General features: G+C 62.8%; 18 protein-coding genes and 2 riboswitches. Of the genes, 8 read left to right on the plus strand and 10 right to left on the minus strand.

The features are described from left to right. The first annotated feature begins 7 nt into the window (after window positions 1–7). Window positions 8–122: riboswitch (glycine riboswitch) on the plus strand. 10 nt (window positions 123–132) lie between these two features. After that, a riboswitch (glycine riboswitch) is annotated at window positions 133–272 on the plus strand. A gap of 85 nt (window positions 273–357) precedes the next feature. The 3 genes from gcvT (at window position 358) to gcvP (ending at window position 4850) form a co-directional block, all read left to right on the plus strand. After that, on the plus strand, window positions 358–1473 hold the full coding sequence (gene gcvT / locus PSV38_RS19140) for a glycine cleavage system aminomethyltransferase GcvT (RefSeq protein ID WP_300550343.1): 1116 nt from the start codon (window positions 358–360) through the stop codon (window positions 1471–1473). Between the two features lie 37 nt (window positions 1474–1510). Beyond that, window positions 1511–1885 carry a glycine cleavage system protein GcvH gene (gene gcvH, locus PSV38_RS19145; protein WP_300550345.1) on the plus strand — a complete coding sequence of 125 codons (375 nt, stop codon included), beginning with the start codon at window positions 1511–1513 and terminating at the stop codon, window positions 1883–1885. A gap of 61 nt (window positions 1886–1946) precedes the next feature. After that, the gene (gene gcvP / locus PSV38_RS19150; RefSeq protein ID WP_300550347.1) at window positions 1947–4850 is read left to right on the plus strand and encodes an aminomethyl-transferring glycine dehydrogenase; all 2904 of its coding nucleotides are present in this window, start codon (window positions 1947–1949) and stop codon (window positions 4848–4850) included. Between the two features lie 24 nt (window positions 4851–4874). On the opposite strand, the gene PSV38_RS19155 is transcribed toward gcvP, so the two are convergent. The 4 genes from PSV38_RS19155 to PSV38_RS19170 all read right to left on the minus strand — a co-directional run bounded on the left by PSV38_RS19155 (window position 4875) and on the right by PSV38_RS19170 (window position 8391). Next, window positions 4875–5738 (minus strand): hypothetical protein, encoded by an 864-nt coding sequence (locus PSV38_RS19155; protein WP_300550349.1) that lies wholly within the window; start codon window positions 5736–5738, stop codon window positions 4875–4877. A 17-nt stretch (window positions 5739–5755) separates the two neighbouring features. Then, window positions 5756–6637, minus strand: coding sequence for a dienelactone hydrolase family protein (locus tag PSV38_RS19160; protein ID WP_300550350.1), 882 nt, complete (start codon window positions 6635–6637; stop codon window positions 5756–5758). Window positions 6638–6754: 117 nt separating this feature from the next. Beyond that, window positions 6755–7573 (minus strand): fused MFS/spermidine synthase, encoded by an 819-nt coding sequence (locus PSV38_RS19165; protein ID WP_300550352.1) that lies wholly within the window; start codon window positions 7571–7573, stop codon window positions 6755–6757. After that, entirely contained in the window at window positions 7573–8391 is an 819-nt protein-coding gene (locus PSV38_RS19170; RefSeq protein WP_300550354.1) for a pyruvate, water dikinase regulatory protein, read from the minus strand. Before PSV38_RS19170 ends, PSV38_RS19165 begins: the two co-directional genes overlap by 1 nt. A gap of 202 nt (window positions 8392–8593) precedes the next feature. On the opposite strand from PSV38_RS19170, the gene ppsA reads away from it, so the two are divergent. The 5 genes from ppsA to rplI all read left to right on the plus strand — a co-directional run bounded on the left by ppsA (window position 8594) and on the right by rplI (window position 12667). Further along, entirely contained in the window at window positions 8594–10999 is a 2406-nt protein-coding gene (ppsA, locus tag PSV38_RS19175; protein ID WP_300550355.1) for a phosphoenolpyruvate synthase, read from the plus strand. Window positions 11000–11201: 202 nt separating this feature from the next. Then, window positions 11202–11573 carry a 30S ribosomal protein S6 gene (gene rpsF, locus PSV38_RS19180; protein ID WP_300550357.1) on the plus strand — a complete coding sequence of 124 codons (372 nt, stop codon included), beginning with the start codon at window positions 11202–11204 and terminating at the stop codon, window positions 11571–11573. Between the two features lie 41 nt (window positions 11574–11614). Further along, window positions 11615–11896, plus strand: a complete 282-nt coding sequence (gene priB / locus PSV38_RS19185) for a primosomal replication protein N (RefSeq protein ID WP_366526673.1) — start codon at window positions 11615–11617, stop codon at window positions 11894–11896. Between the two features lie 12 nt (window positions 11897–11908). Continuing rightward, window positions 11909–12202, plus strand: coding sequence for a 30S ribosomal protein S18 (gene rpsR / locus PSV38_RS19190; RefSeq protein WP_230182552.1), 294 nt, complete (start codon window positions 11909–11911; stop codon window positions 12200–12202). 12 nt (window positions 12203–12214) lie between these two features. Then, window positions 12215–12667, plus strand: coding sequence for a 50S ribosomal protein L9 (gene rplI, locus PSV38_RS19195; protein WP_300550361.1), 453 nt, complete (start codon window positions 12215–12217; stop codon window positions 12665–12667). 77 nt (window positions 12668–12744) lie between these two features. Here rplI and dusA read toward each other — a convergent pair whose 3' ends face one another. From dusA to infB, 6 genes are all read right to left on the minus strand, one after another. Then, on the minus strand, window positions 12745–13779 hold the full coding sequence (gene dusA / locus PSV38_RS19200) for a tRNA dihydrouridine(20/20a) synthase DusA (protein ID WP_300550362.1): 1035 nt from the start codon (window positions 13777–13779) through the stop codon (window positions 12745–12747). A gap of 14 nt (window positions 13780–13793) precedes the next feature. After that, window positions 13794–14891: an enoyl-CoA hydratase/isomerase family protein gene (locus tag PSV38_RS19205; RefSeq protein ID WP_300550364.1), complete on the minus strand. Its 1098-nt coding sequence runs from the start codon at window positions 14889–14891 to the stop codon at window positions 13794–13796. A gap of 43 nt (window positions 14892–14934) precedes the next feature. After that, window positions 14935–16758 carry a translational GTPase TypA gene (gene typA, locus PSV38_RS19210; RefSeq protein WP_300550366.1) on the minus strand — a complete coding sequence of 608 codons (1824 nt, stop codon included), beginning with the start codon at window positions 16756–16758 and terminating at the stop codon, window positions 14935–14937. 21 nt (window positions 16759–16779) lie between these two features. Next, complete coding sequence (gene truB, locus PSV38_RS19215) at window positions 16780–17742, minus strand: tRNA pseudouridine(55) synthase TruB (protein ID WP_300550367.1); 963 nt, start codon at window positions 17740–17742, stop codon at window positions 16780–16782. Then, on the minus strand, window positions 17739–18146 hold the full coding sequence (rbfA, locus tag PSV38_RS19220) for a 30S ribosome-binding factor RbfA (RefSeq protein ID WP_300550369.1): 408 nt from the start codon (window positions 18144–18146) through the stop codon (window positions 17739–17741). The genes truB and rbfA overlap by 4 nt, the downstream gene beginning before the upstream one ends. Before the next feature lie 88 nt (window positions 18147–18234). Next, window positions 18235–21270, minus strand: coding sequence for a translation initiation factor IF-2 (gene infB / locus PSV38_RS19225; RefSeq protein WP_300550371.1), 3036 nt, complete (start codon window positions 21268–21270; stop codon window positions 18235–18237). Between the last annotated feature and the right edge of the window lie 17 nt (window positions 21271–21287).

Genomic DNA, 21287 nt, shown 5'->3' on the forward strand with positions numbered 1-21287 from the left:
CATACAATTTGCGCTGCTAGGAGAGAACCCGTGTGCGCGTTGCAAGGCAAGCACGACGGGTCGCCGAAGGCGCAGGGTGGCTTGCCATTCGAACGCTCAGGCAAAAGGACTGGCAAACACCTTGTTCACAAGGTGATCCTCACTGGAGAGAGGCTGGTGATCACGGTTGCAAAACCTGATGAGCCGGTCCACCGAAGGGGCAAGCCCGCACCGCCATGGTCATGCCGTGGCGACGGGTCAATCTCTCAGGTAAAGCGGACAGCGAGGGCAGCACCGGGACGGCGTTTTGCTTGACGGCAAAACACCCCCTGGAACCATGTCAATGCCCTCTTCCTGGCCTGGCGGTCAGGCACGCTCATGTCTGCAGACCTGCTCAAAACGCCCCTCCACGCCCTGCACGTCGAACTCGGCGCCAAGATGGTGCCCTTCGGGGGCTACGACATGCCGGTGCAATACCCCACCGGCCTGATGACCGAGCACAAGCACACGCGCGCCGACGCGGGCCTGTTCGACGTCTCGCACATGGGCCAGTTGCTGCTCAAGGGCCCGGATGCCGACAAGGCGCTTGAAACCCTGGTGCCCGTGGACATCATCGACCTGCCCGTGTTCAAGCAGCGCTACGCCCTGTTCACCAACGACACTGGCGGTATCCTGGACGACCTGATGGTCACCCGCCGCCAGGACGACATCTTCGTGATCGTGAACGCCGCCTGCAAGGTGCAGGACATCGCCCACTTGCAAGCCCACATCGGCCAGCGCTGCACCGTGCAGCCCCTGCCCGACCAGGCCCTGCTCGCGCTGCAAGGCCCTCAAGCCGTGACCGCCCTGGCCCGCCTGAACGCCGACGTGCAAAAACTCACCTTCATGACCGGCGGCCACTTTGTGCTCAATGGCGCCGAGTGTTTTGTGACACGCTCCGGTTACACCGGCGAAGACGGCTTCGAAATCTCGGTGCCCGACGCCCAAGCCGAAGCTCTGGCCCGTGCACTGCTGGCCCAACCCGAGGTCAAACCCATCGGCCTGGGCGCCCGCGACAGCCTGCGCCTGGAAGCCGGCCTGTGCCTGTACGGCCACGACATCAGCACTGATACCTCGCCCGTCGAAGGCGCCCTGACCTGGGCGATCCAGAAGGTGCGCCGCGCTGGTGGCGCGCGCGCTGGCGGTTACCCCGGAGCCCGCGTCATCGACGAGCAACTGGCCCAAGGCGTGCAACGCAAGCGCGTCGGCCTGATCGGCAGCGAACGCGTGCCCGTGCGCGAAGGCGCGCAAGTCATGGCTGAAGACGGCACGCCTTTGGGCATCGTCACCAGCGGCTCGCCCGGCCCCAGCATCAACCAGCCCATCGCCCTGGCTTACGTCTCGACCACCCACGCGGCCATTGGCACGCCAGTGTTCGCCCTGGTGCGCGACAAGCGCGTGCCCATGACCGTGACCACCCTGCCCTTCGTGCCCAACGGTTACTACCGCGGCTGAAATAGTCATCCCTCTTTTTTTGATCAAGGATCCGACCATGACCATCAAGTACACCCCCGACCACGAATGGCTGCAAATCGAAGCTGACGGCACCGCCATCGTCGGCATCACCATTCATGCGCAAGACGCGCTGGGCGACGTGGTCTACGTGGACCTGCCCGCCGTTGGCACCAGCTTCAAGCCCCAGGATGTGGCCGGCGTGGTCGAGTCCGTCAAAGCCGCCGCCGACGTCTACATGCCCGTCACGGGCGAGATCACCGAAGTCAATGAAGCCTTGCGCGACGACCCTTCGCTGGCCAACACCGATCCGCTGGGCGCCGGCTGGTTCTTCAAAGTCAAGCTGTCCAACCCGTCAGAGCTGGATGCCCTGATGGACAAGACCACCTACGACGACCTGGTCAAGAACGCCTGATCGCTTCTTTTCCAAAGCCCGCGCCGTTCCCGCTGTACCCCCGCCCCTGCCAAGCCCGACCATGCTGACCCACACCCCCACCCTCGCTGAACTGGAAAACGCCCGTGAATTCCAAGCCCGACACCTGGGCCCTCGGGATGCCGAGCAAGCGCACATGCTCAGCGTGGTGGGCGTGGCCTCGCGCCAGGCCTTGATCGACGGCATTGTGCCCGCGTCGATCAAGCGCCCCGCGCCCATGGAACTGCCGGCCGCCTTGAGCGAAGCGCAGGCCTTGGCCGACCTGAAACGCATCGCCAGCAAGAACCGCCTGATGCGCAACTTCATCGGCCAGGGCTACTACGGCACCCTGACGCCGGGCGTCATCCTGCGCAACATCCTCGAGAACCCCGCCTGGTACACGGCCTACACGCCCTACCAGGCCGAGATCTCTCAAGGCCGCATGGAAGCGCTGGTCAACTTTCAGACCATGGTGTGCGACCTGACGGGCATGGCCATCGCCAACTCGTCGATGCTGGACGAGGCGACCTCGGCCGCTGAAGCCATGACCTTGGCCGCCCGCGCTGGCAAGTCCAAGAGCACCCGCTTCGTGGTCTGCCACGACGTGCTGCCGCAAACGCTGGAAGTGATCCAAACGCGCGCCAAGCCCCTGGACATCACGGTCGATGTGGTGCACGCCGCCAAGCTGGCCGAGCACCTGGAAACCAATGACTGCTTCGCTGCGTTGATGCAGTATCCCGGCGTCAACGGTCAGGTCCGCGACCTGAAGCCGCTGATCGACGCGCTGCACGCCAAGGGCGCGCTGGCCATCGTCGCCGCCGACCTGCTGGCCCTGACGCTGCTGGTGTCGCCCGGTGAATTGGGTGCCGACATCGCCGTGGGCAACACGCAGCGCTTCGGCATGCCCATGGGCAATGGCGGCCCGCACGCCGCCTACATGGCCACGCGCGATGACTACAAACGCTCGATGCCCGGCCGCCTGGTCGGCGTCAGCGTGGACACACACGGCAACACCGCCTACCGCCTGGCCCTGCAAACCCGCGAACAGCACATCCGCCGCGAAAAAGCCACCTCCAACATCTGCACAGCGCAGGTGCTGCCCGCCGTGGTGGCCAGCATGTACGCGGTCTATCACGGCCCCGAAGGCCTCAAGCGCATCGCCTTGCGCGTGGCCAGCTATGCCGCCATCCTGGCTGAAGGCCTCAAGGCTCTGGGCCGCACGGTCGTGCACACCACCTATTTCGACACCATCCAGGTGCTGGCCGAAGGCGACCGCGATGCCCTCGTGGCCGCTGCGCAAAAAGTCGGCATCAATGTGCGCATGGCCAGCCAGGACAGCCTGACCATCTCGCTGGACGAAACCGCCACCCGCGACGACATCATCGAGCTGTGGACCGTGTTCGGCGGCAACAAGTCCCTGCCGTCGCTCGCCGCGTTTGAATCCGGCGTGGCCCTGACCATCCCCCATGCCTTGCGCCGCACCAGCGAGTTCATGACGCACCCGGTCTTCAACACGCACCACTCCGAGACCGAGATGCTGCGCTACCTGCGCGGCTTGGCCGACAAGGACCTGGCGCTGGACCGCACCATGATCCCGCTGGGTTCGTGCACCATGAAGCTGAACGCTACCAGCGAGATGATCCCCATCACCTGGCCCGAGTTCGCCAACATCCACCCCTTCGCGCCGCAAGACCAGTTGCAAGGCTATGCCCTGTTGGACGAGCAACTGCGCGCCTGGTTGTGCCAGGCCACGGGCTACGCGGGCATCAGCCTGCAGCCCAACGCTGGATCGCAAGGCGAGTACGCCGGCCTCTTGGTCATCAAGGCCTACCACGATGCCCGTGGCGAAGGCCACCGCGACATCTGCCTGATCCCTGAAAGCGCCCACGGCACCAACCCCGCCAGCGCGCAGATGGTGGGCATGAAAGTGGTCGTCACCAAGTGCGATGCCGATGGCAACGTCGACCTGGACGACCTGCGCGCCAAGTGCGAACAACACAGCGCCAAGCTGGCCGCCGTGATGATCACCTACCCGTCCACCTACGGCGTGTTCGAAACCCGCGTGAAAGAGTTGTGCGCGCTGGTGCACCAGCACGGCGGCCGTGTCTACGTGGACGGCGCCAACATGAACGCCCTGGTCGGCCTGGCCGCGCCTGGCGAGTTCGGTGGCGACGTGAGCCACCTCAACCTGCACAAGACCTTCTGCATCCCCCACGGCGGTGGCGGCCCGGGCGTCGGCCCCGTCTGCGTGGTCGAAGACCTGGTGCCCTACCTGCCCGCGCACCGCTCCGCCGGCATCGGCACCGAGCAACAAGTGGGCGCCGTCTCGGCCGCGCCCTTGGGCAACGCCGCCGTGCTGCCCATCAGTTGGATGTACGTGCGCATGATGGGCCCCGATGGCCTGAAAGACGCCACCGAGATCGCCATCCTCAACGCCAACTACGTGGCCGCCCGCCTGGCCGATCACTACGACATCCACTTCAGCGGCGGCAACCCGGCCATCAAGGGTGGTGGCGTGGCCCACGAGTGCATCCTCGACCTGCGCCCTTTGAAAGACACCAGCGGCGTCAGCGCCGAAGACGTGGCCAAGCGCCTGATCGACTACGGCTTCCACGCGCCCACGCTGAGCTTCCCCGTGGCGGGCACCTTGATGGTCGAGCCCACCGAAAGCGAATCGCAGTTCGAGCTGGACCGCTTTTGCGATGCCATGATCGCCATCCGCCAAGAGATCCGCCAGGTCGAGCAAGGCCTGTGGCCGCGTGACGACAACCCACTGAGCAACGCGCCGCACACGGCGGCCTCGCTGCTCAAGGGCGAGTGGACCCACGCCTACAGCCGCGAAGTGGCGGCCTACCCCGTGGCCAGCCTGCTCAAGCAAAAGTACTGGGTGCCAGTGGGCCGCGTGGACAACGTCTACGGCGACCGCAACCTGTTCTGCTCGTGCGTGCCGGTCAGCGACTACGCTTGAGAAACTGGTGACGGAGGAGGACCGTCACCAAGCGCCGTGCGACAAGTACTTTGACAACTCCGGGCGGCTCCCCTGGGTGAACGGCGTGTAACGCCGGTCCTCATCCACGAAGCGCTTGAGCCACGCGATGGTGTAGCGACCCAGCACGGCCCGCATGCGGCTGCCTTCCAGGATGGTCGGCGTCAGGTGATCTGCTCCGGCGATCTCGATGTAGGCACTCGGCAAAGCCGCGCTCAGACTTTGAAAGACCGGCATCGAATAGGTCGCGTTGGGCGCGATCACATCCTTCTCGGCGGCCAGCACCAAGGCGGGCACCTGGAGTTGCGAAAACTCCTTTTGGGTCCCCACTGCCAGGGTCAGACCCACCACCGCCTTCAAGCCAGGGTTGCTCAAAGCCGCCGTCAAGGCCGCGCCACCGCCAGCCGAGTGGCCCATCAAGGCCAGACGGTCTGGATTAACCAGGCCCGAATAGGGCGAGGTAGCCGTCTGGCTCAAGGCCAGCACCTGCTTGAGCGCACTGGCCAGTTGAGGCGCGCGCACGTCGGGCGAATCAAAAATGCTGTTGGTGCTCAAGTTGACCACCACAAAACCATGCGAGGCCACCCGCTCGGCCAGCCAGCTGTAGTAGCCCTGCGCCAGCAAAAAGCCTGGCGCCAGCACCACCAGGCCATAGGGCCCATCGGACTTCGCCGTGGGATAGGTCACCGTGGCGGCGCCATAGCCAGAAGGCGAGGCCACCTTGGTGTTGGCCACCGCAAAAGGCCCTTGCTTGGCCTCAAGCAAGGAGGCCGTCGGGTCAGGGCCATGCGGCGCCGGGTCCGCATGCACAGGAACAGCCATGAACAGGCATGCCGCCAGGGTGAAGATGATTCGCGTCAACGTGCGCATGGCAGCGTGCCTCCAGCTCAGTACTGACCGCGGGTGTCGAAGGCCGACATGTCCGCCGCCTTGCTCTTCACGAACGGCGTGTAGCGGGTGTCCCCGTCCACGAAACGCTTGAGCCAAGCCACCGAATACTTCGCCAGTGAGGTCTTGCACTTCTCGGCGCTGATCTGGATGCCGCACAGGTGGTCGGCCCCGGCCAGTTCGATCTTCGCGCTGGGCAAGGCGGCATTGAAGCTGGCATAGAAGGGGTTGGAATGCGCGCTGTTGGTGGCAATGAAATCTTTCTCGTCAGAGATGATCAGCGTCGGCACCTGGACCGTCGACCACGTCTTGGTCGTGTGCCAGGGTGCCAGCGCCACCGCCGCCTTCAGCGACGGGTTGTCGCGGGCCACCACCAAGGTGCCGCCCCCGCCCATGGAATGGCCCATGGCCGCCTGGCGATTGGTGTCGGTCACACCGGAGTAAGGCGAGGTGGCGGTCTTGCTCAGCGCCACCACCTGCTGCAGCGCCTTGGCCATCTGCGTGCCACGCGAATCAGGCTGGTCGAAGGTGCTGTTGAAATTGACCGTCACCACCACGAAACCATGGGAGGCCACACGCTCGGCCAACCATTTGTAGTAGCCCTGCACCGCCAGGAAACCCGGGGCCAGCACCACCAGGCCAAATTGCCCTTCCGTGCGGACCGTGGGATAAAAAACCGTGCCCGCGCCATAGCCACTGGGCGCGCTCACCACCGCGCTGCTCACCTTGTAAGGGCCAGCCGCCGCCTCCAGCGATTGCACCGTGGGATCGGGTCCATGCACCTGGGCCTGGGCCAGGCCGACGACCAGCGACAACACGGCGGCGCCCAGCAGTCGGGTCTTGAACAGGGCGCGCGATTTGATGGAAGCGGGGGTCAACATGGCTTGTCCTCGTGGTTGTGGATTCCGATCCCCACTTTACGAAGACCATGCAACGCTCCGCGCCCCGCACATACCCTCTTCACCCCCTGAACAGGGTGCCCCCGGCATCCAAGACTGTCAGCGAGCGCTTTTTTTAGGCTTGTGCACTTTGGGAATTTTTTTAGCAGCATGCCAAGGTTCGAGTTCGTACTCGATCGACGCGGTGGTGAAGCGCAGCGTTTCCTTGTGTTCGGCCGACAGTTCCGCCCAGCGCTTGCCAAAGCTGCCCGCGCAGTCGCGGAACACCTCATCGGTGCTGGCCACCACGATGCGGTTGCCACCGCACTCGATGTCCAGCGCCATCACCGGCTCGCCAAAGACCTGCCAGATGCGTCCGACCAGCTTGGTGCATTCCGGCTCGATGTCCTGCAAGTTGACCACCAGGATGCCGGACTCGGCCAGGGCCTTGCGGCAGCTCTTGTAAAAATCGACGGACACCAGCGTTTCGGGCTGGCCATCGTAGTTGAAGCCATCAATCATGATCAGGTCATGCGTACCCCGCGGGGTCTTCGCGATGAAGTCCGCGCCATCACCGCACACCACGCGAAAACGATCGCTGTCAGGCGGTACCTTGAAGGCATCACGCACTTCGATCACATGGGGATTGATCTCCACCACCGTGATGTCCGCCTGCGGCAGGTGGGCATGGCAGTACTTGGCCAGCGAGCCACCACCCAGCCCGACCATCAGGATCGAGCGGGGCTCGGGGTTCAGCATCAAAAACGCCATCATGGCCCGCGTGTACTGCAGGTCCAGCGCGATCGGGTCATCCAGGCGCATGCGGCTCTGGATCAGCTTCAGGTCGAACTGCATCGACATCGAATCATCGTCGGTGCTGATGAAAGGCTTCAAGGCATTGGTCTCGGCAAAGGGGCGCGAGTCTTCGAATTCAGGCATCAGTAGATCAAACGGTCAGGGCGAAGGTCTCGAAGAATCGTGGTGGCGATTTCTTCGATCGATTTGTGGGTGGACGACAACCAGGCGATGCCCTCGCGGCGCATCATGGCCTCGGCCTGATTGACCTCCTGGCGGCAGTTCTCCAGGCTGGCGTACTTGCTGCCTGGTCGGCGTTCATTGCGGATTTGGGACAGGCGCACGGGGTCAATCGTCAGGCCGAAGCATTTCTTCTTGTGTGGCTTGAGCATGGTCGGCAAAAAGCCACGCTCGAAGTCTTCCGGGATCAGGGGCACATTGGCCGCCTTGATGCCGTGCTGCATCGCCAGGTACAAGGAGGTCGGCGTCTTGCCACTGCGGCTCACGCCCACCAGCACCACGTCCGAGGTCGCCAGGTTGCGCCCCGACTGGCCGTCATCGTGCTCCAGCGTGAAATTGATGGCGTCGATGCGGTCGTTGTACTCGCGGTCCTGGCTGGCGTCGCTGAAGCGGCCCACCCGGTGGTTGGACTTCAGGCCAAATTCTTCTTCCAGCGGCTCCACGAAGGTCTTGATCATGTCGAAGACCTTGCCGTTGCAGGCCTTGAGGATGTTGAGCACATCGTCGTTGGCCAAGGTGGTGAACACCACCGCCCGCTTGCCCTCGCGCTCGCTGGCGGCATTGATCTCACGCACCACCTGGAACGCCTTGTCCACCGTGTCGATGAAGGGGCGGCGCACATGGCGCGGCTTGACCGCAAACTGGGCCAGGATGGAATTGCCCAGGGTTTCGGCGGTGATGCCGGTGCCATCGGACACGAAAAAAACACTGCGATCGGACATGGTGCAACTCCGCCTCCCCCCGAATGCGTGAAGACGCGCGGGTCAAGGACTCTGGAATGAGCTTGAACAAGCCAGGATCATAGGCTGCGCCCTACAATCCGATCAACTTCGTGCGCAGATCTCTTTAAAGGCCCCATAAACACAATTCCAGGGCCCCGGGTGGATCTGTCACAGACCGGTTTTTTATCTTGGAGCTTTGTCTATGTCTACCCTCTTTGAGCCGACCGCCCTGGTCGTGCCCTTTGAACAACTGCGCATGACCGATGTCGAGTCCGTTGGCGGCAAAAATGCCAGCCTGGGCGAGATGATTTCGCAGTTGCCCGATGGCGTGCGCGTGCCCACGGGCTTCGCCACCACCGCCCACGCCTTCCGTGAATTCCTCAAGCACGACGGCCTGACCGACCGCATCAGCAAGCGCTTGGCCGCCCTGGACACCGAAGACGTCCGCGCCCTGGCCGAAGCGGGTGCCGAAATCCGTGGCTGGGTCGAGGCCCAACCCTTCCCAGCCGACCTGGGCCAGGCCATTCGCGATGCCTTCGTCACCCTGGCCGGAGCCAACCTGCAAGCCTCCTTCGCCGTGCGCTCGTCCGCCACAGCAGAAGACCTTCCCGACGCATCGTTCGCCGGGCAGCAGGAAACCTTCCTGAACGTGGTCGGCATCGAAGACATCCTCCACAAGATGAAGGAAGTGTTCGCCTCGCTGTACAACGACCGTGCCATCTCCTACCGCGTGCACAAGGGCTTCGCCCATGACGTGGTGGCTTTGTCGGCCGGCGTGCAACGCATGGTGCGATCCGACCTGGGCGCTGCGGGCGTCATGTTCACCATCGACACCGAATCAGGCTTCGAAGACGTGGTTTTCATCACCTCCAGCTATGGCCTGGGTGAAACCGTGGTTCAGGGCGCCGTCAACCCCGACGAGTTCTACGTGCACAAGCCCGCCTTGAAGGCCGGTAAGCAGGCCGTGATCCGCCGCAACCTGGGCTCCAAGCTGATCAAGATGGAGTTCGCCACGCCTGAAGAGAAAGCCGCCAGCGGCAAGCTGGTGCGCACCATCGACACCACGCACGAACTGCGCAACCGCTACAGCCTTAGTAACGAAGACGTGACCGAGCTGGGCAAATACGCGGTCATCATCGAGCAGCACTACGGCCGCCCCATGGACATCGAGTGGGGCAAGGACGGCATCGACGGCAAGATCTACATCTTGCAGGCCCGCCCAGAGACCGTGAAGAGCCAGCAGCAAGGCAAGACCGAGCAGCGCTACAAGCTCAAGAGCACCGGCACCGTGCTGGCCGAAGGCCGCGCCATTGGTCAGAAGATCGGCACCGGCCCCGTGCGTGTCGTGCATTCGTTGGCCGACATGGACACCGTGCAGCCCGGCGACGTGCTGGTCACCGACATGACCGACCCCAATTGGGAACCCGTCATGAAGCGCGCCAGCGCCATCGTCACCAACCGTGGCGGACGCACCTGCCACGCCGCCATCATCGCGCGCGAGTTGGGCATCCCAGCCGTGGTCGGCTGCGGCAACGCGACCGAAAAGCTCAAGGATGGTGCCTTGGTCACCGTGGCCTGCTCTGAAGGCGACACCGGCCACATCTACGACGGTCTGCTGGAAACCGAGATCACCGAAGTCACGCGCGGCGAAATGCCCCACGTCGGCATCAAGATCATGATGAACGTGGGCAACCCCCAACTGGCCTTCGACTTCGCCCAGATGCCCAACAGTGGCGTGGGCCTGGCCCGCCTTGAGTTCATCATCAACAACAACATTGGCGTGCACCCCAAGGCCATCTTGGACTACCCCAATGTCGACAATGACCTGAAGAAGGCCGTCGAATCGGTCGCCCGTGGCCACGCCAGCCCGCGCGCTTTCTACGTCGACAAGCTGGCCGAAGGCATCGCCACCATCGCGGCGGCCTTCTGGCCCAAGCCCGTCATCGTGCGCCTGTCCGACTTCAAGTCCAACGAGTACAAGAAGCTGATCGGCGGTTCCCGCTACGAGCCGGAAGAAGAAAACCCCATGCTGGGTTTCCGTGGCGCCTCGCGCTACATCAGCGCCGAATTCGGCGAGGCTTTCGCGATGGAGTGCGAAGCCCTCAAGCGCGTGCGCAATGACATGGGCCTGAGCAACGTCGAGATCATGGTGCCCTTCGTGCGCACTTTGAAGCAGGCCGAAAAAGTGACCACCATGCTGGCCGACCACGGCCTGGTGCGCGAATCGCAAGGCGGCAAGGATGGCCTGAAGATCATCATGATGTGCGAAGTGCCCAGCAACGCCATCCTGGCCGACCAGTTCCTGGAATACTTTGACGGCATGTCCATCGGCTCGAACGACCTGACCCAACTCACCTTGGGCCTGGACCGCGATTCCGGCCTGGAAGTGTTGGCCCAGGACTTCGACGAACGCGATCCGGCCGTCAAGGCCATGATCTCGCGCGCCATCGCCGCCTGCCGTGCCCAGGGCAAATACATTGGCATTTGCGGACAGGGCCCGAGCGACCACCCGGATTTCGCTGACTGGCTGGCCGACGAAGGCATCGTGTCGATGTCACTCAACCCGGACACCGTGGTTGAAACCTGGCAGCGATTGGCCAGCAAATAAGCTTGCCTGCTGGCAGGCTGTAGGGCGCCCCAGGGGCGCCCTTTTCAATTCAGCATATTCGCGCTATAATTTTAGGCTACCCATTTGCTACTCAGACTTTTTGAGCAGCCCTTGCCGTTTGCGGGTTTGACGCTTCGCGACGGCTTCCATCCTTCCCGGTGACCATTCAAGGCGCCGGGCGGGGAATCCATAAGGAGCATTTATGCGTCACTATGAAATCGTGCTGCTGATCCACCCGGATCAAAGCGAGCAAGTTCCAGCCATGCTGGAGCGCTACAAGACCCTGATCACTTCCACCGGCGGCCAAGTGCACCGTGTCGAAGACTGGGGCCGCCGTCAGTTGGCCTACCAGATCGTCAAGCTTGCCAAGGCGCACTACCTGTGCCTGAACATCGAGACGAACAACGAAACCCTGACTGAACTCGAGACCGGCTTCAAGTTCAATGACGCCGTGCTGCGTCACCTGACTGTGGTGAACGCCAAGGCTCCGGCCGGCCCGTCCATCATGATGAAGCAAGTTGAGCGTGATGAAGCCCGCAAGGCCAGTCACCAAGAGCAACAAGCTGCTGCCTGATTGATGCCGCAAGGCATCGCGTCCGCGCTCTCATGAACCGTGTGCTGTTGACAGCCCAGATCATTGAACGCAAAGCGCTGAGATACACCCCGGCCGGATTACCCGCCCTCGACCTGGTTCTGAAACATGAATCGGATGTCGTCGAAGCCCAGCAAGCCCGCAAGGTGGCGCTGGACATCAAGGCGGTGGCCTTAGGCCCGATTGCTGAGCAATTGGTCCGATGCGAAATTGGCGTGCCCCTTGGGCTGGCTGGTTTCCTGGGAGCTCCTCGCAACGGACGCGGCGTGCTGCTGCACATCACCGAACTCAACGACACTGTTTAAAGAGGTCATCAAATGCCCGCTCCTCGTTCCAAGAACGGTAAGTTCTCCAAAGACCGTAAAGGCAAACGCAACACCCAATCGTTGCTGTTCCGCCGCAAGCGCTTCTGCCGCTTCACCGTCACCGGTGTTGAGCAGATCGACTACAAGGATGTCGACACCCTGCGCGACTTCATCGCCGAAAACGGCAAGATCATTCCCGCTCGCCTGACCGGCACGCGCGCGATCTATCAACGCCAGCTGACAACCGCCATCAAGCGTGCTCGCTTCCTGGCCATGCTGCCTTACAGCGACCAGCACAAGGTCTAAGGAGTTTTCGACATGCAAATCATCCTCCTCGAAAAAGTCGTCAACCTGGGTACCCTGGGTGACGTGGTCAAGGTCAAAGACGGCTACGCCCGTAATTTCCTGATCCCTTCGGGCCGCGCCCGTCGTGCCACGACCAAGGCCATCGCTGAATTCGAAGCTCGCCGCGCCGAGATCGAAAAGGCTCAAGCCGACAAGCACGCTGCTGCACAAGCCCTGGGCGACCGCCTGAACGGCAAGACCGTGACCGTGAGCCAAAAGGCTGGCGTTGACGGCCGCCTGTTCGGTTCGGTCACCAATGCCGACGTTGCCGAAGGCCTGAAGAAGGCTGGCTACGATGTGGTCAAGGCCCAAGTGCGCATGCCCAATGGTCCTTTGAAGGTCATTGGCGACCACAGCGTGTCGGTGGCTCTGCACACCGACGTGGTGGTGGACGTGATCGTGACCGTGGTTGGCGAAGTCGCCTGATCCATCAGTCCGGTTTCACACCGCACGACAAAGGCACCTTCGGGTGCCTTTTTTCATGCCTTACTCAATCAGTTCAATCAGCGGCGTTCATGCGCCAAACGCATCACCTCTGAAGGCGACAAAGCCTTGAGTTGATGGTCGGACCAGACCTGGCGCCAGCGCCGCGCACCAGGCAGGCCGTTGTACAGCCCCAGGATGTGCCGAATCACAGAGGGCCAGCGCACAGCAGCCCCTTCCATGCCTTGCGTGCGCGCGATTTCACGTTCGCAGTACGCCACCATGGCGGCCTCCAGGTCCTCGCGGCGCCGATCGTGGCCGAATGACTCGTCGCCATAGAACAGAGCGTCCCAGTTGGCCATCATCCACGGCTGGTGATAGGCGGCTCGGCCCACCATGACACCATCGAGCGTCACACCATCGAAGACCGCGTTGGGCTTGAGTTGGTCTGCAATCTGCGCGTTGTCGTTGATGCCGCCATTGAGCACGATCGTCAGGTGGGGAAAATCGCGTTTGAGCTGGTGCACGAATTCGTAGCGCAGCGGCGGCACTTCGCGGTTTTCCTTGGGGCTCAGCCCCTTCAGCCAGGCATTGCGGGCATGCACCATGAACACTTCGCAGCCAGCGTCCGCAATGGTGCCCACGAAGTCGCGGACAAAATCGTAGCTCTCGCCCTGGTCGATGCCGATGCGGTGCTTGACCGTGATCGGCATACGCGCGCTACCACCCGTGGCATCCAGCATGGCCTTGACGCCATCGGCCACCAAAGGCGCTTCGGCCATCAGACAAGCACCAAAAGCACCCCGCTGCACCCGTTCGCTGGGGCACCCGCAGTTGAGATTGACCTCGTCATAGCCCCATTGCTGAGCCAGCTTGGCGCACGCGGCCAGGTCTGCAGGCTCGCTGCCACCCAGTTGCAAAGCCACCGGGTGCTCTTCACCGTTGAAATCCAGGTGACGGGGCACATTGCCATGCAGCAGCGCACCCGTGGTCACCATCTCGGTGTACAGGCGCGCGTGACGGCTGAGCTGGCGGTGAAAGTATCGGCAATGCCGGTCCGTCCAGTCCATCATGGGCGCCACGCTGAGGCGCCACGCGCTGTGTTGCGAGTCCATCTCTTGTTTTGTTTTCAGCGCAGATCGCGCAAGGGGTGCTGCCATTGTGGCCAAGGGCTTTCAAAAAATGCCTGCACCATCTCGGCACTCACCTCAGACGTGGTGATGGGATTCCACATCGGTTGCTGATCCTTGTCGACCGCCAGGGCGCGGATGCCCTCGACGGTTTCACTCTCGCGCCCTTGGCGCAAACCGAAGCAATGGCGCACCATGTCGCGCTCCATGCGGAACACTTGCGCCAGACTCATGGCGCGTGCACGGCGAATCTGTTCCAGGGTCACGCACATCATCAGGGGCGAATTGCCCGCCATGTGGTGGATGGTCTGGCGCGCCCACTCGCTGTCATCCGTGGCCAGCGACGACAAAATCTCGGCGACGGTGTTCTGCGCGAAGTGGCGGTCAATGCGCTCGCGCTCAGCCAACAGCACAGAAGGCCTGATGCCTGACTGATCTGCCAGGCTCAGCATCGCGCGGGCGCGGCGCAAAAAGCCGGCGTCGGTGCTGGGAGGTTTCTGGGCCAGCGATTCCAGCCAGGGATCCAGGTCGTGGGCTGGTGCATAGGCATCCGCCAAGCCCCAGGCCAAGGCCTCGGCCGCAGCGATGCCTTTGCCACACACGCCCAGGTATTCGCCCACCCGGCCCGGGCAACGCGACAAAAAGTAGCCACCAGCCACATCGGGGAACAGGCCGATGCGCGTCTCGGGCATGGCCAGGTGGGCACGATCGGTCACCACGCGCAGGCGCGCGCCTTGGGCCAGGCCCATGCCGCCACCCATCACGACGCCCTCCATCCACGCCACGATGGGCTTGTGATAGCGGTGCAGCAGGTGGTCCAGTGCGTATTCTTCGGTGAAGAAATCGTCGAGCCGCAAATCGCCCGACAAAGCTGCGCTGTGCATGAAGCGGATGTCACCGCCCGCACAGAAATTGGCCGCGTCCTCGCCCGGTCGGGCCGAGCCACGCAGCACGATGCCCACGACGGCAGGATCATGCTCCCAGCGCCGCAGCACCTCGGTCAGTGCCCTGACCATCTCCAGATTGAGCGCGTTGAGCGCCTTGGGCCGGTTCAGGCGAATCACGCCCACCGAACCCACCATGCGAACTTCAATCATGGTGAACGACCTCTCAACGCGTCAAATCAGGATCTGAACGAACTCAAGCGCTGCGATTGCGCTTGCGATCGCTTTCCTTGAGGAATCGCTTGCGCACCCGGATCGACTTGGGCGTGATTTCAACCAGCTCGTCATCGTCGATGAAGTCAACGCCGTACTCCAGCGTCAGGTCGATAGGCGGCGTGATCTTGATCGCGTCTTCCTTGCCCGAGACGCGGAAGTTGGTCAACTGCTTCGTGCGGGTGGCGTTCACGACCAGGTCATTGTCGCGGCTGTGGATGCCGACGATCATGCCTTCGTACACCGGATCGTTCGGCTTGACGAACATGCGGCCACGGTCATCCAACTTGCCCAAGGCGTAGGTGAAGATTTCACCTTCGTCCATCGAAATCAGCACGCCGTTCTTGCGGCCACCGATGTCGCCCTTGTGCGCTTCGTAGCCATCGAAAATGGAGGCAATCAGGCCAGAACCACGGGTCAAGTTCATGAACTCGTTGCTGAAGCCGATCAGGCCACGCGCCGGAATGCGGTATTCCAGGCGCACGCGGCCACGGCCGTCCGGCTCCATGTTGACCATTTCGCCTTTGCGCAGGCCCAGGGCCTGCATCACGCCACCTTGGTGGATTTCTTCGACGTCGGCGGTCACCAGCTCCATGGGTTCGAGCTTCTCGCCATTGACCTCTCGGAACACCACGCGAGGCTTGGACACGGCCAGCTCAAAGCCTTCGCGGCGCATGTTTTCCAGCAGGATGGTCAAGTGCAGTTCGCCACGGCCCATCACTTCGAAGATACCGTCTTCGTCGGTTTCCTTCACGCGCAGGGCCACGTTGTGTTGCAGCTCTTTCTGCAGGCGGTCCCAGATCTGACGGCTGGTCACGTACTTGCCTTCACGACCCGCCAAAGGCGAGTTGTTCACGCAGAAGTTCATGGTCAGCGTCGGCTCATCGATCTTGAGCATGGGCAAGGGCTGGGGATTGTCCCGGTCCGTCACCGTCACGCCGATGTTGATGTCTTCGATGCCGTTGATCAGCACGATGTTGCCGGGACCGGCTTCGGTCACTTGCACGCGGTCCAGACCGTGGAAAGTCAACACCTGGTTGATGCGGCCCTTGATGGCCTTGCCCTCAGGGCCTTCCATCACGACCACGTCCTGGCCCGGCTTGGCCGTGCCTTGGCTGATGCGGCCCACGCCGATGCGGCCCACGAAGGTCGAGAAATCCAGCGCCGAGATCTGCAATTGCAGCGGGGCGGCAGGGTCACCCGATTGAGCGGGCACGTGCTTGAGCACCGTGTTAAACAGGGCAGACATGTCTTCGCCCCACTTTTCACCAGGCGCGCCTTCGGTCAGCGAAGTCCAGCCGTTGATGCCCGAGGCGTACACCACGGGGAAGTCCAGTTGCTCGTCGGTGGCGCCCAGCTTGTCGAACAGGTCGAAAGCAGCGTTGACCACGGCATCGGGCTTGGCACCGGGCTTGTCGACCTTGTTGACGACCACGATGGGCTTGAGGCCCAGGGCCAGCGCCTTCTTGGTCACGAAGCGCGTTTGCGGCATCGGGCCTTCTTGCGCGTCGATCAACAGCACCACGCCGTCGACCATGGACAGCGCGCGCTCGACTTCACCACCGAAGTCGGCGTGGCCCGGGGTGTCAACGATGTTGATGTGGGTGCCTTCCCAGCTCACAGCGCAGTTCTTGGCCAGGATGGTGATGCCCCGCTCGCGTTCGATGGCGTTGTTGTCCATCACGGTGTCGACCACTTTTTCGTGGTCGGCGAAGGTGCCCGACTGGCGCAGCAGTTGGTCAACCATGGTGGTTTTGCCATGGTCAACGTGGGCGATGATGGCGATATTGCGGATTTGTTTGCTCATGCGAGGCTCACTGGTCTGAAATCAAAGAACTGGGGTCAACAGACCCTGCACTTCGGCAGGGCTGAGTAAACGGGTCGGGATCAATTCACCGGCCTTGATGTGGGCGCTGCCCAGCAACACCCGGGGCAACTGGCCGTTGGCGGCCGAGGGGTTGGGTCCGTAGACCCGAACTTGGGGAGCGTCGTCCAGCTTCACCCGGCGGCGCAAGCCGGTCAGGAAGCGACCGGCTTCGCTTTCGTCCAGGACCACGGCGGGCCAATCGGACAAGAGCACGTCGGCAGCTTGCAGGTGGGTGTCGCGCTCGGTTTCGGTCATGGCTTGCAGGGCTTCCAGGGTCACGGCGCCTTCGAGCGTCGTGCCGCCACTGCCTGTGCGGCGCAGGCCTTGCAGGTAGGCGCCACAACCCAGGTGCTCGCCGATGGACTCGGCCAGGGTGCGGATGTAGGTGCCTTTGCTGCAACGCACGTCCAGCGTGAGACTGTCAGCTTGCCATTCGACGATGTCAATGGCGTGAATGGTGATGCGGCGCGAAGGGCGCTCGATCTCGATGCCTTCACGGGCGTATTCGTACAGGGCGCGGCCTTCATGCTTGAGCGCTGAGTGCATGGGTGGCACCTGGTCAATCTCGCCAGTCATGGCGGCGCATGCTCGGGCAATGGCGGCGTCATCGACTTGAACTGGTCGCTCATGAACAATCTGCCCTTCGCCATCACCCGTGGTGGTGGTTTGGCCCAGCTTGAGCGTGGCGCGGTAGGCCTTGTCGGCGTCCAAAGACACCTGCGAAAACTTGGTGGCGGCCCCGAAGCACAGGGGCAACAAGCCCGTGGCCAAAGGGTCCAGCGTGCCGGTGTGGCCCGCTTTTTCGGCGCGCATCAGGCGGCGCACTTTCTGCAAGGCGTCATTGCTTGACAGGCCCAAAGGCTTGTCCAGCAAGATGACGCCGTGCAGAGCGCGACGCGGTTGACGCGGGGGCCGGGTGTTCATTCGGGCTGGGCCTCTTTGCCTTCTTGGGGGGCATCCGGCTCAGCGTCCTTGGCCTTGTCGTTCACAGCCTTGGTGATCAAGGCACTGAGCTCGGCCGCGCGTTCGGTGGTGCGGTCAAAGTGGAAATGCAAGGTCGGCACGGTGTGGATCTGCAGGCGCTTGAACAAGCCGTTGCGGACAAAACCCGCGGCTTCGTTCAAGGCAAGCTCGCAAGCTTGCGAATCACCGGTCAGCACCGAGAAAAACACCTTGGCGTGGGCGTAGTCGGGAGTCACATCAACATGGTTGATCGTGATCATGCCGATGCGCGGATCCTTCAGATCGCGGATGAGCTCAGCCACATCGCGCTGAATCTGGTCAGAGACGCGGTGGCTGCGGTTGGGAGCTGATTTTTTATGGCGCATGGTGAACTCCTGAAGCACAGGCCCTCAAGCACGAACCCCGCCTGGGGTGGGCGGGGTCGCGGGTCGGGCCCGAAGGCACGTGAATGCCTTACAAGGTGCGGGCGACTTCCTTGATTTCGAAGAACTCCAGGACATCGCCTTCCTTGATGTCGTTGTAGCCCTTGAGGTTGAGGCCGCACTCGAAGCCTTCCTTGACTTCCTTGACGTCGTCCTTGAAGCGCTTGAGGCCGTCGAGTTCGCCAGTGTAGATGACCACGTTTTCGCGCAGCAGACGCAGACGCGCACTGCGGCGGACCACGCCGGACAAGACCATGCAACCCGCGATCGTGCCGATCTTCGATGCGATGAACACCTGGCGGATCTCGGCAGAACCGATGACTTCTTCGCGCAGCTCGGGCGCCAACATGCCCGACATCGCCGCCTTCACTTCATCCACGGCGTCGTAAATGATGTTGTAGTAGCGGATGTCCACGCCGTTGTGCTCGGCCAGCTTGCGAGCGCCAGCGTCCGCACGGGTGTTGAAGCCAATCAGCACCGCCTTGGAGGCGATGGCCAGGTTGACGTCGGACTCGCTGATGCCACCCACGGCGGCATGAACGATCTGCACCTTGATCTCGGGCGTTGACAGTTTGAGCAAGGACTGACCCAAGGCTTCTTGAGAGCCTTGCACGTCGGCCTTGATGATGAGCGGCAAGCTTTGCACTTCGCCTTGGCCCATGTTCTCGAACATGTTCTCGAGCTTGGCGGCTTGTTGCTTGGACAGCTTGACGTCGCGGTAACGGCCTTGGCGGAAGGTCGCGATTTCACGGGCACGGCGTTCGTCACTCAGCACCATGAATTCGGTGCCTGCCAAAGGCACTTCGGTCAGGCCCTGGATTTCAACGGGGATGGACGGGCCAGCCTCGGCGATGGGCTTGCCGTTCTCGTCCAGCATGGCACGAACACGGCCGTAGCTTGCACCGGCCAGGACCACGTCACCGCGCTTGAGCGTGCCGGTTTGAATCAGCACGGTCGCGACAGGACCACGGCCCTTGTCCAGGCGCGCTTCGATGACCAGGCCCTTGGCCATGGCTTCGGTCGGCGCCTTGAGTTCCAGCACTTCGGCCTGCAGCAGCACTTGTTCCAGCAAGGCATCGATGCCTTGACCGGTCTTGGCCGACACCAGCACGAAGGGTGAATCACCACCGTATTCTTCAGGCACGACTTGCTCACCCACCAACTCTTGCTTGACGCGTTCGAGGTTGGAATCGGGCTTGTCGATCTTGTTGATCGCGACCACGATCGGCACCCCAGCCGCCTTGGCATGGTGGATGGCTTCCTTGGTCTGCGGCATCACGCCGTCGTCCGCCGCCACCACCAGGATGACGATGTCGGTGGCCTTGGCACCGCGGGCACGCATGGCCGTGAAGGCCTCGTGGCCTGGGGTGTCCAGGAAGGTGATCATGCCGCGAGGCGTGTCAACGTGGTACGCACCAATGTGCTGCGTGATACCACCTGCTTCACCGGCCGCCACGCGGCTGGTGCGGATGTAGTCCAGCAGCGAGGTCTTGCCGTGGTCAACGTGACCCATGACCGTGACCACAGGCGCGCGGGGCAACATTTCGCCAGTTTGAGCGGCGTGTTCTTCTTCGAGGAAGGCGTCCGGATCGTCCAGCTTGGCAGCGACTGCGGTATGGCCCAGTTCCTCGACGAGGATCATGGCGGTTTCCTGGTCAAGCTGCTGGTTAATGGTGACCATCTGACCCAGCTTCATCAAGTGCTTGATGACTTCGGAAGCCTTGACCGACATCTTGTGCGCCAGATCGGCCACGCTGATGGTTTCGGGCACATGCACTTCAATGACTTGCGGCTCGCTCGGAGCGACGAAGTTGGACTGGTGATCGCTGTTGCGGTTGTCACCACGGCGGCCACCACGGCCACCCGGCGCACGCCAACCATTGGCACCACCAGGACGGCCTGCAGGGCCCTTGTTGCCAGCGGCGGCACGCTTCTTGGCGTCATCCGCCCAGCTCGATGAGAGCTTTTCGGACTTGACGGACTTCTTGTCGCCAGGCTTAGCGGCACCGGGTGCTGCGGGCGCACCAGGCGCGCCCTTGGGCTTGTGAATGGTGCCCTTGATGCCTTCCTTGTTCGCTTCAGCTACTTTGGGTGGCTCGACAGGCTTGGCCGCGGTCAACACCTTGCGAGGCGCGGACATCATGGCGCGAATCGCGGCGGCTTCGTCTTCGGCAGCCTTGCGGCGGCCTGCCAGATCGGCAATGCGTTGCTTTTCTTCCGCTTCGATCGTCGCGGCCTTGACCACGCGGACACCGGAGGGCTTGACTGGCGCAGCAGCAGCCGTCGCCGAAGCAGCCGCTGCGGCGGGGACGGTAGTCACTACCGTAGGCGCCGTCGTGCTTATCTCGACAGAAGAACCATCTGCGCCATCGCCACCTTCAGCCAGCGCCACCACAGGCGCGGCGACTACTTCGGCCACCACCGCTGCAGTCTTGCGGGTATTGCGGTTCTTGGATGACGCGGTCAGCGCAGCGGACTCGGCCCTTGCTGCAGCTTCTTGCGCAGCGCGGCGGGCCACAGCCTCTTGCTGCGTGGTTTGCTGGGCAGTGTCTTGTGCAGAGCGCGCGGCCTCTTCGGCAGCCTTGGCTTGCGCAGCCTCGGCCACTTCACGCTGGATGCGCTCTTGCTCTTCGCGCTGGCGACGCTGTTCGTTCAGGGCCTCCTCCTGCGCACGCAGGGCTTCGACTTCCTGACGAGCTTCTTCTTCGCGACGCTGCAAATCAGCTTCGTCGATTTCAGGAACTGCCTCCTCGGCGCCACCGACATCATCGCGCTTGACGAAAGTGCGCTTCTTGCGCACTTCGACCTGGATGGTGCGGGCTTTGCCCGAGGCATCTGCCTGCTTGATTTCGGTGGTCGACTTGCGGGTCAGGGTAATCTTCTTGCGATCAGCCGCGGCCGATCCGTGGGCATGGCGAAGGTGGTCCAGCAGGCGCTCTTTGTCGGCCTCCGTGAGCACGTCTTCGTGCGAAGCTTTCGGCACGCCCGCTGAATGCAGCTGCTCCAGCAGTGTCGCTGCCGGGCGATTGAGCTCCGCGGCGAGTTGTGCGACGGTGGTCACGGCCATTGTGTTAATCCTTGCGA

This window comes from Aquabacterium sp. (genome assembly GCF_029946005.1).
In the GTDB taxonomy this organism is placed as follows: Bacteria; Pseudomonadota; Gammaproteobacteria; order Burkholderiales; family Burkholderiaceae_C; genus Aquabacterium.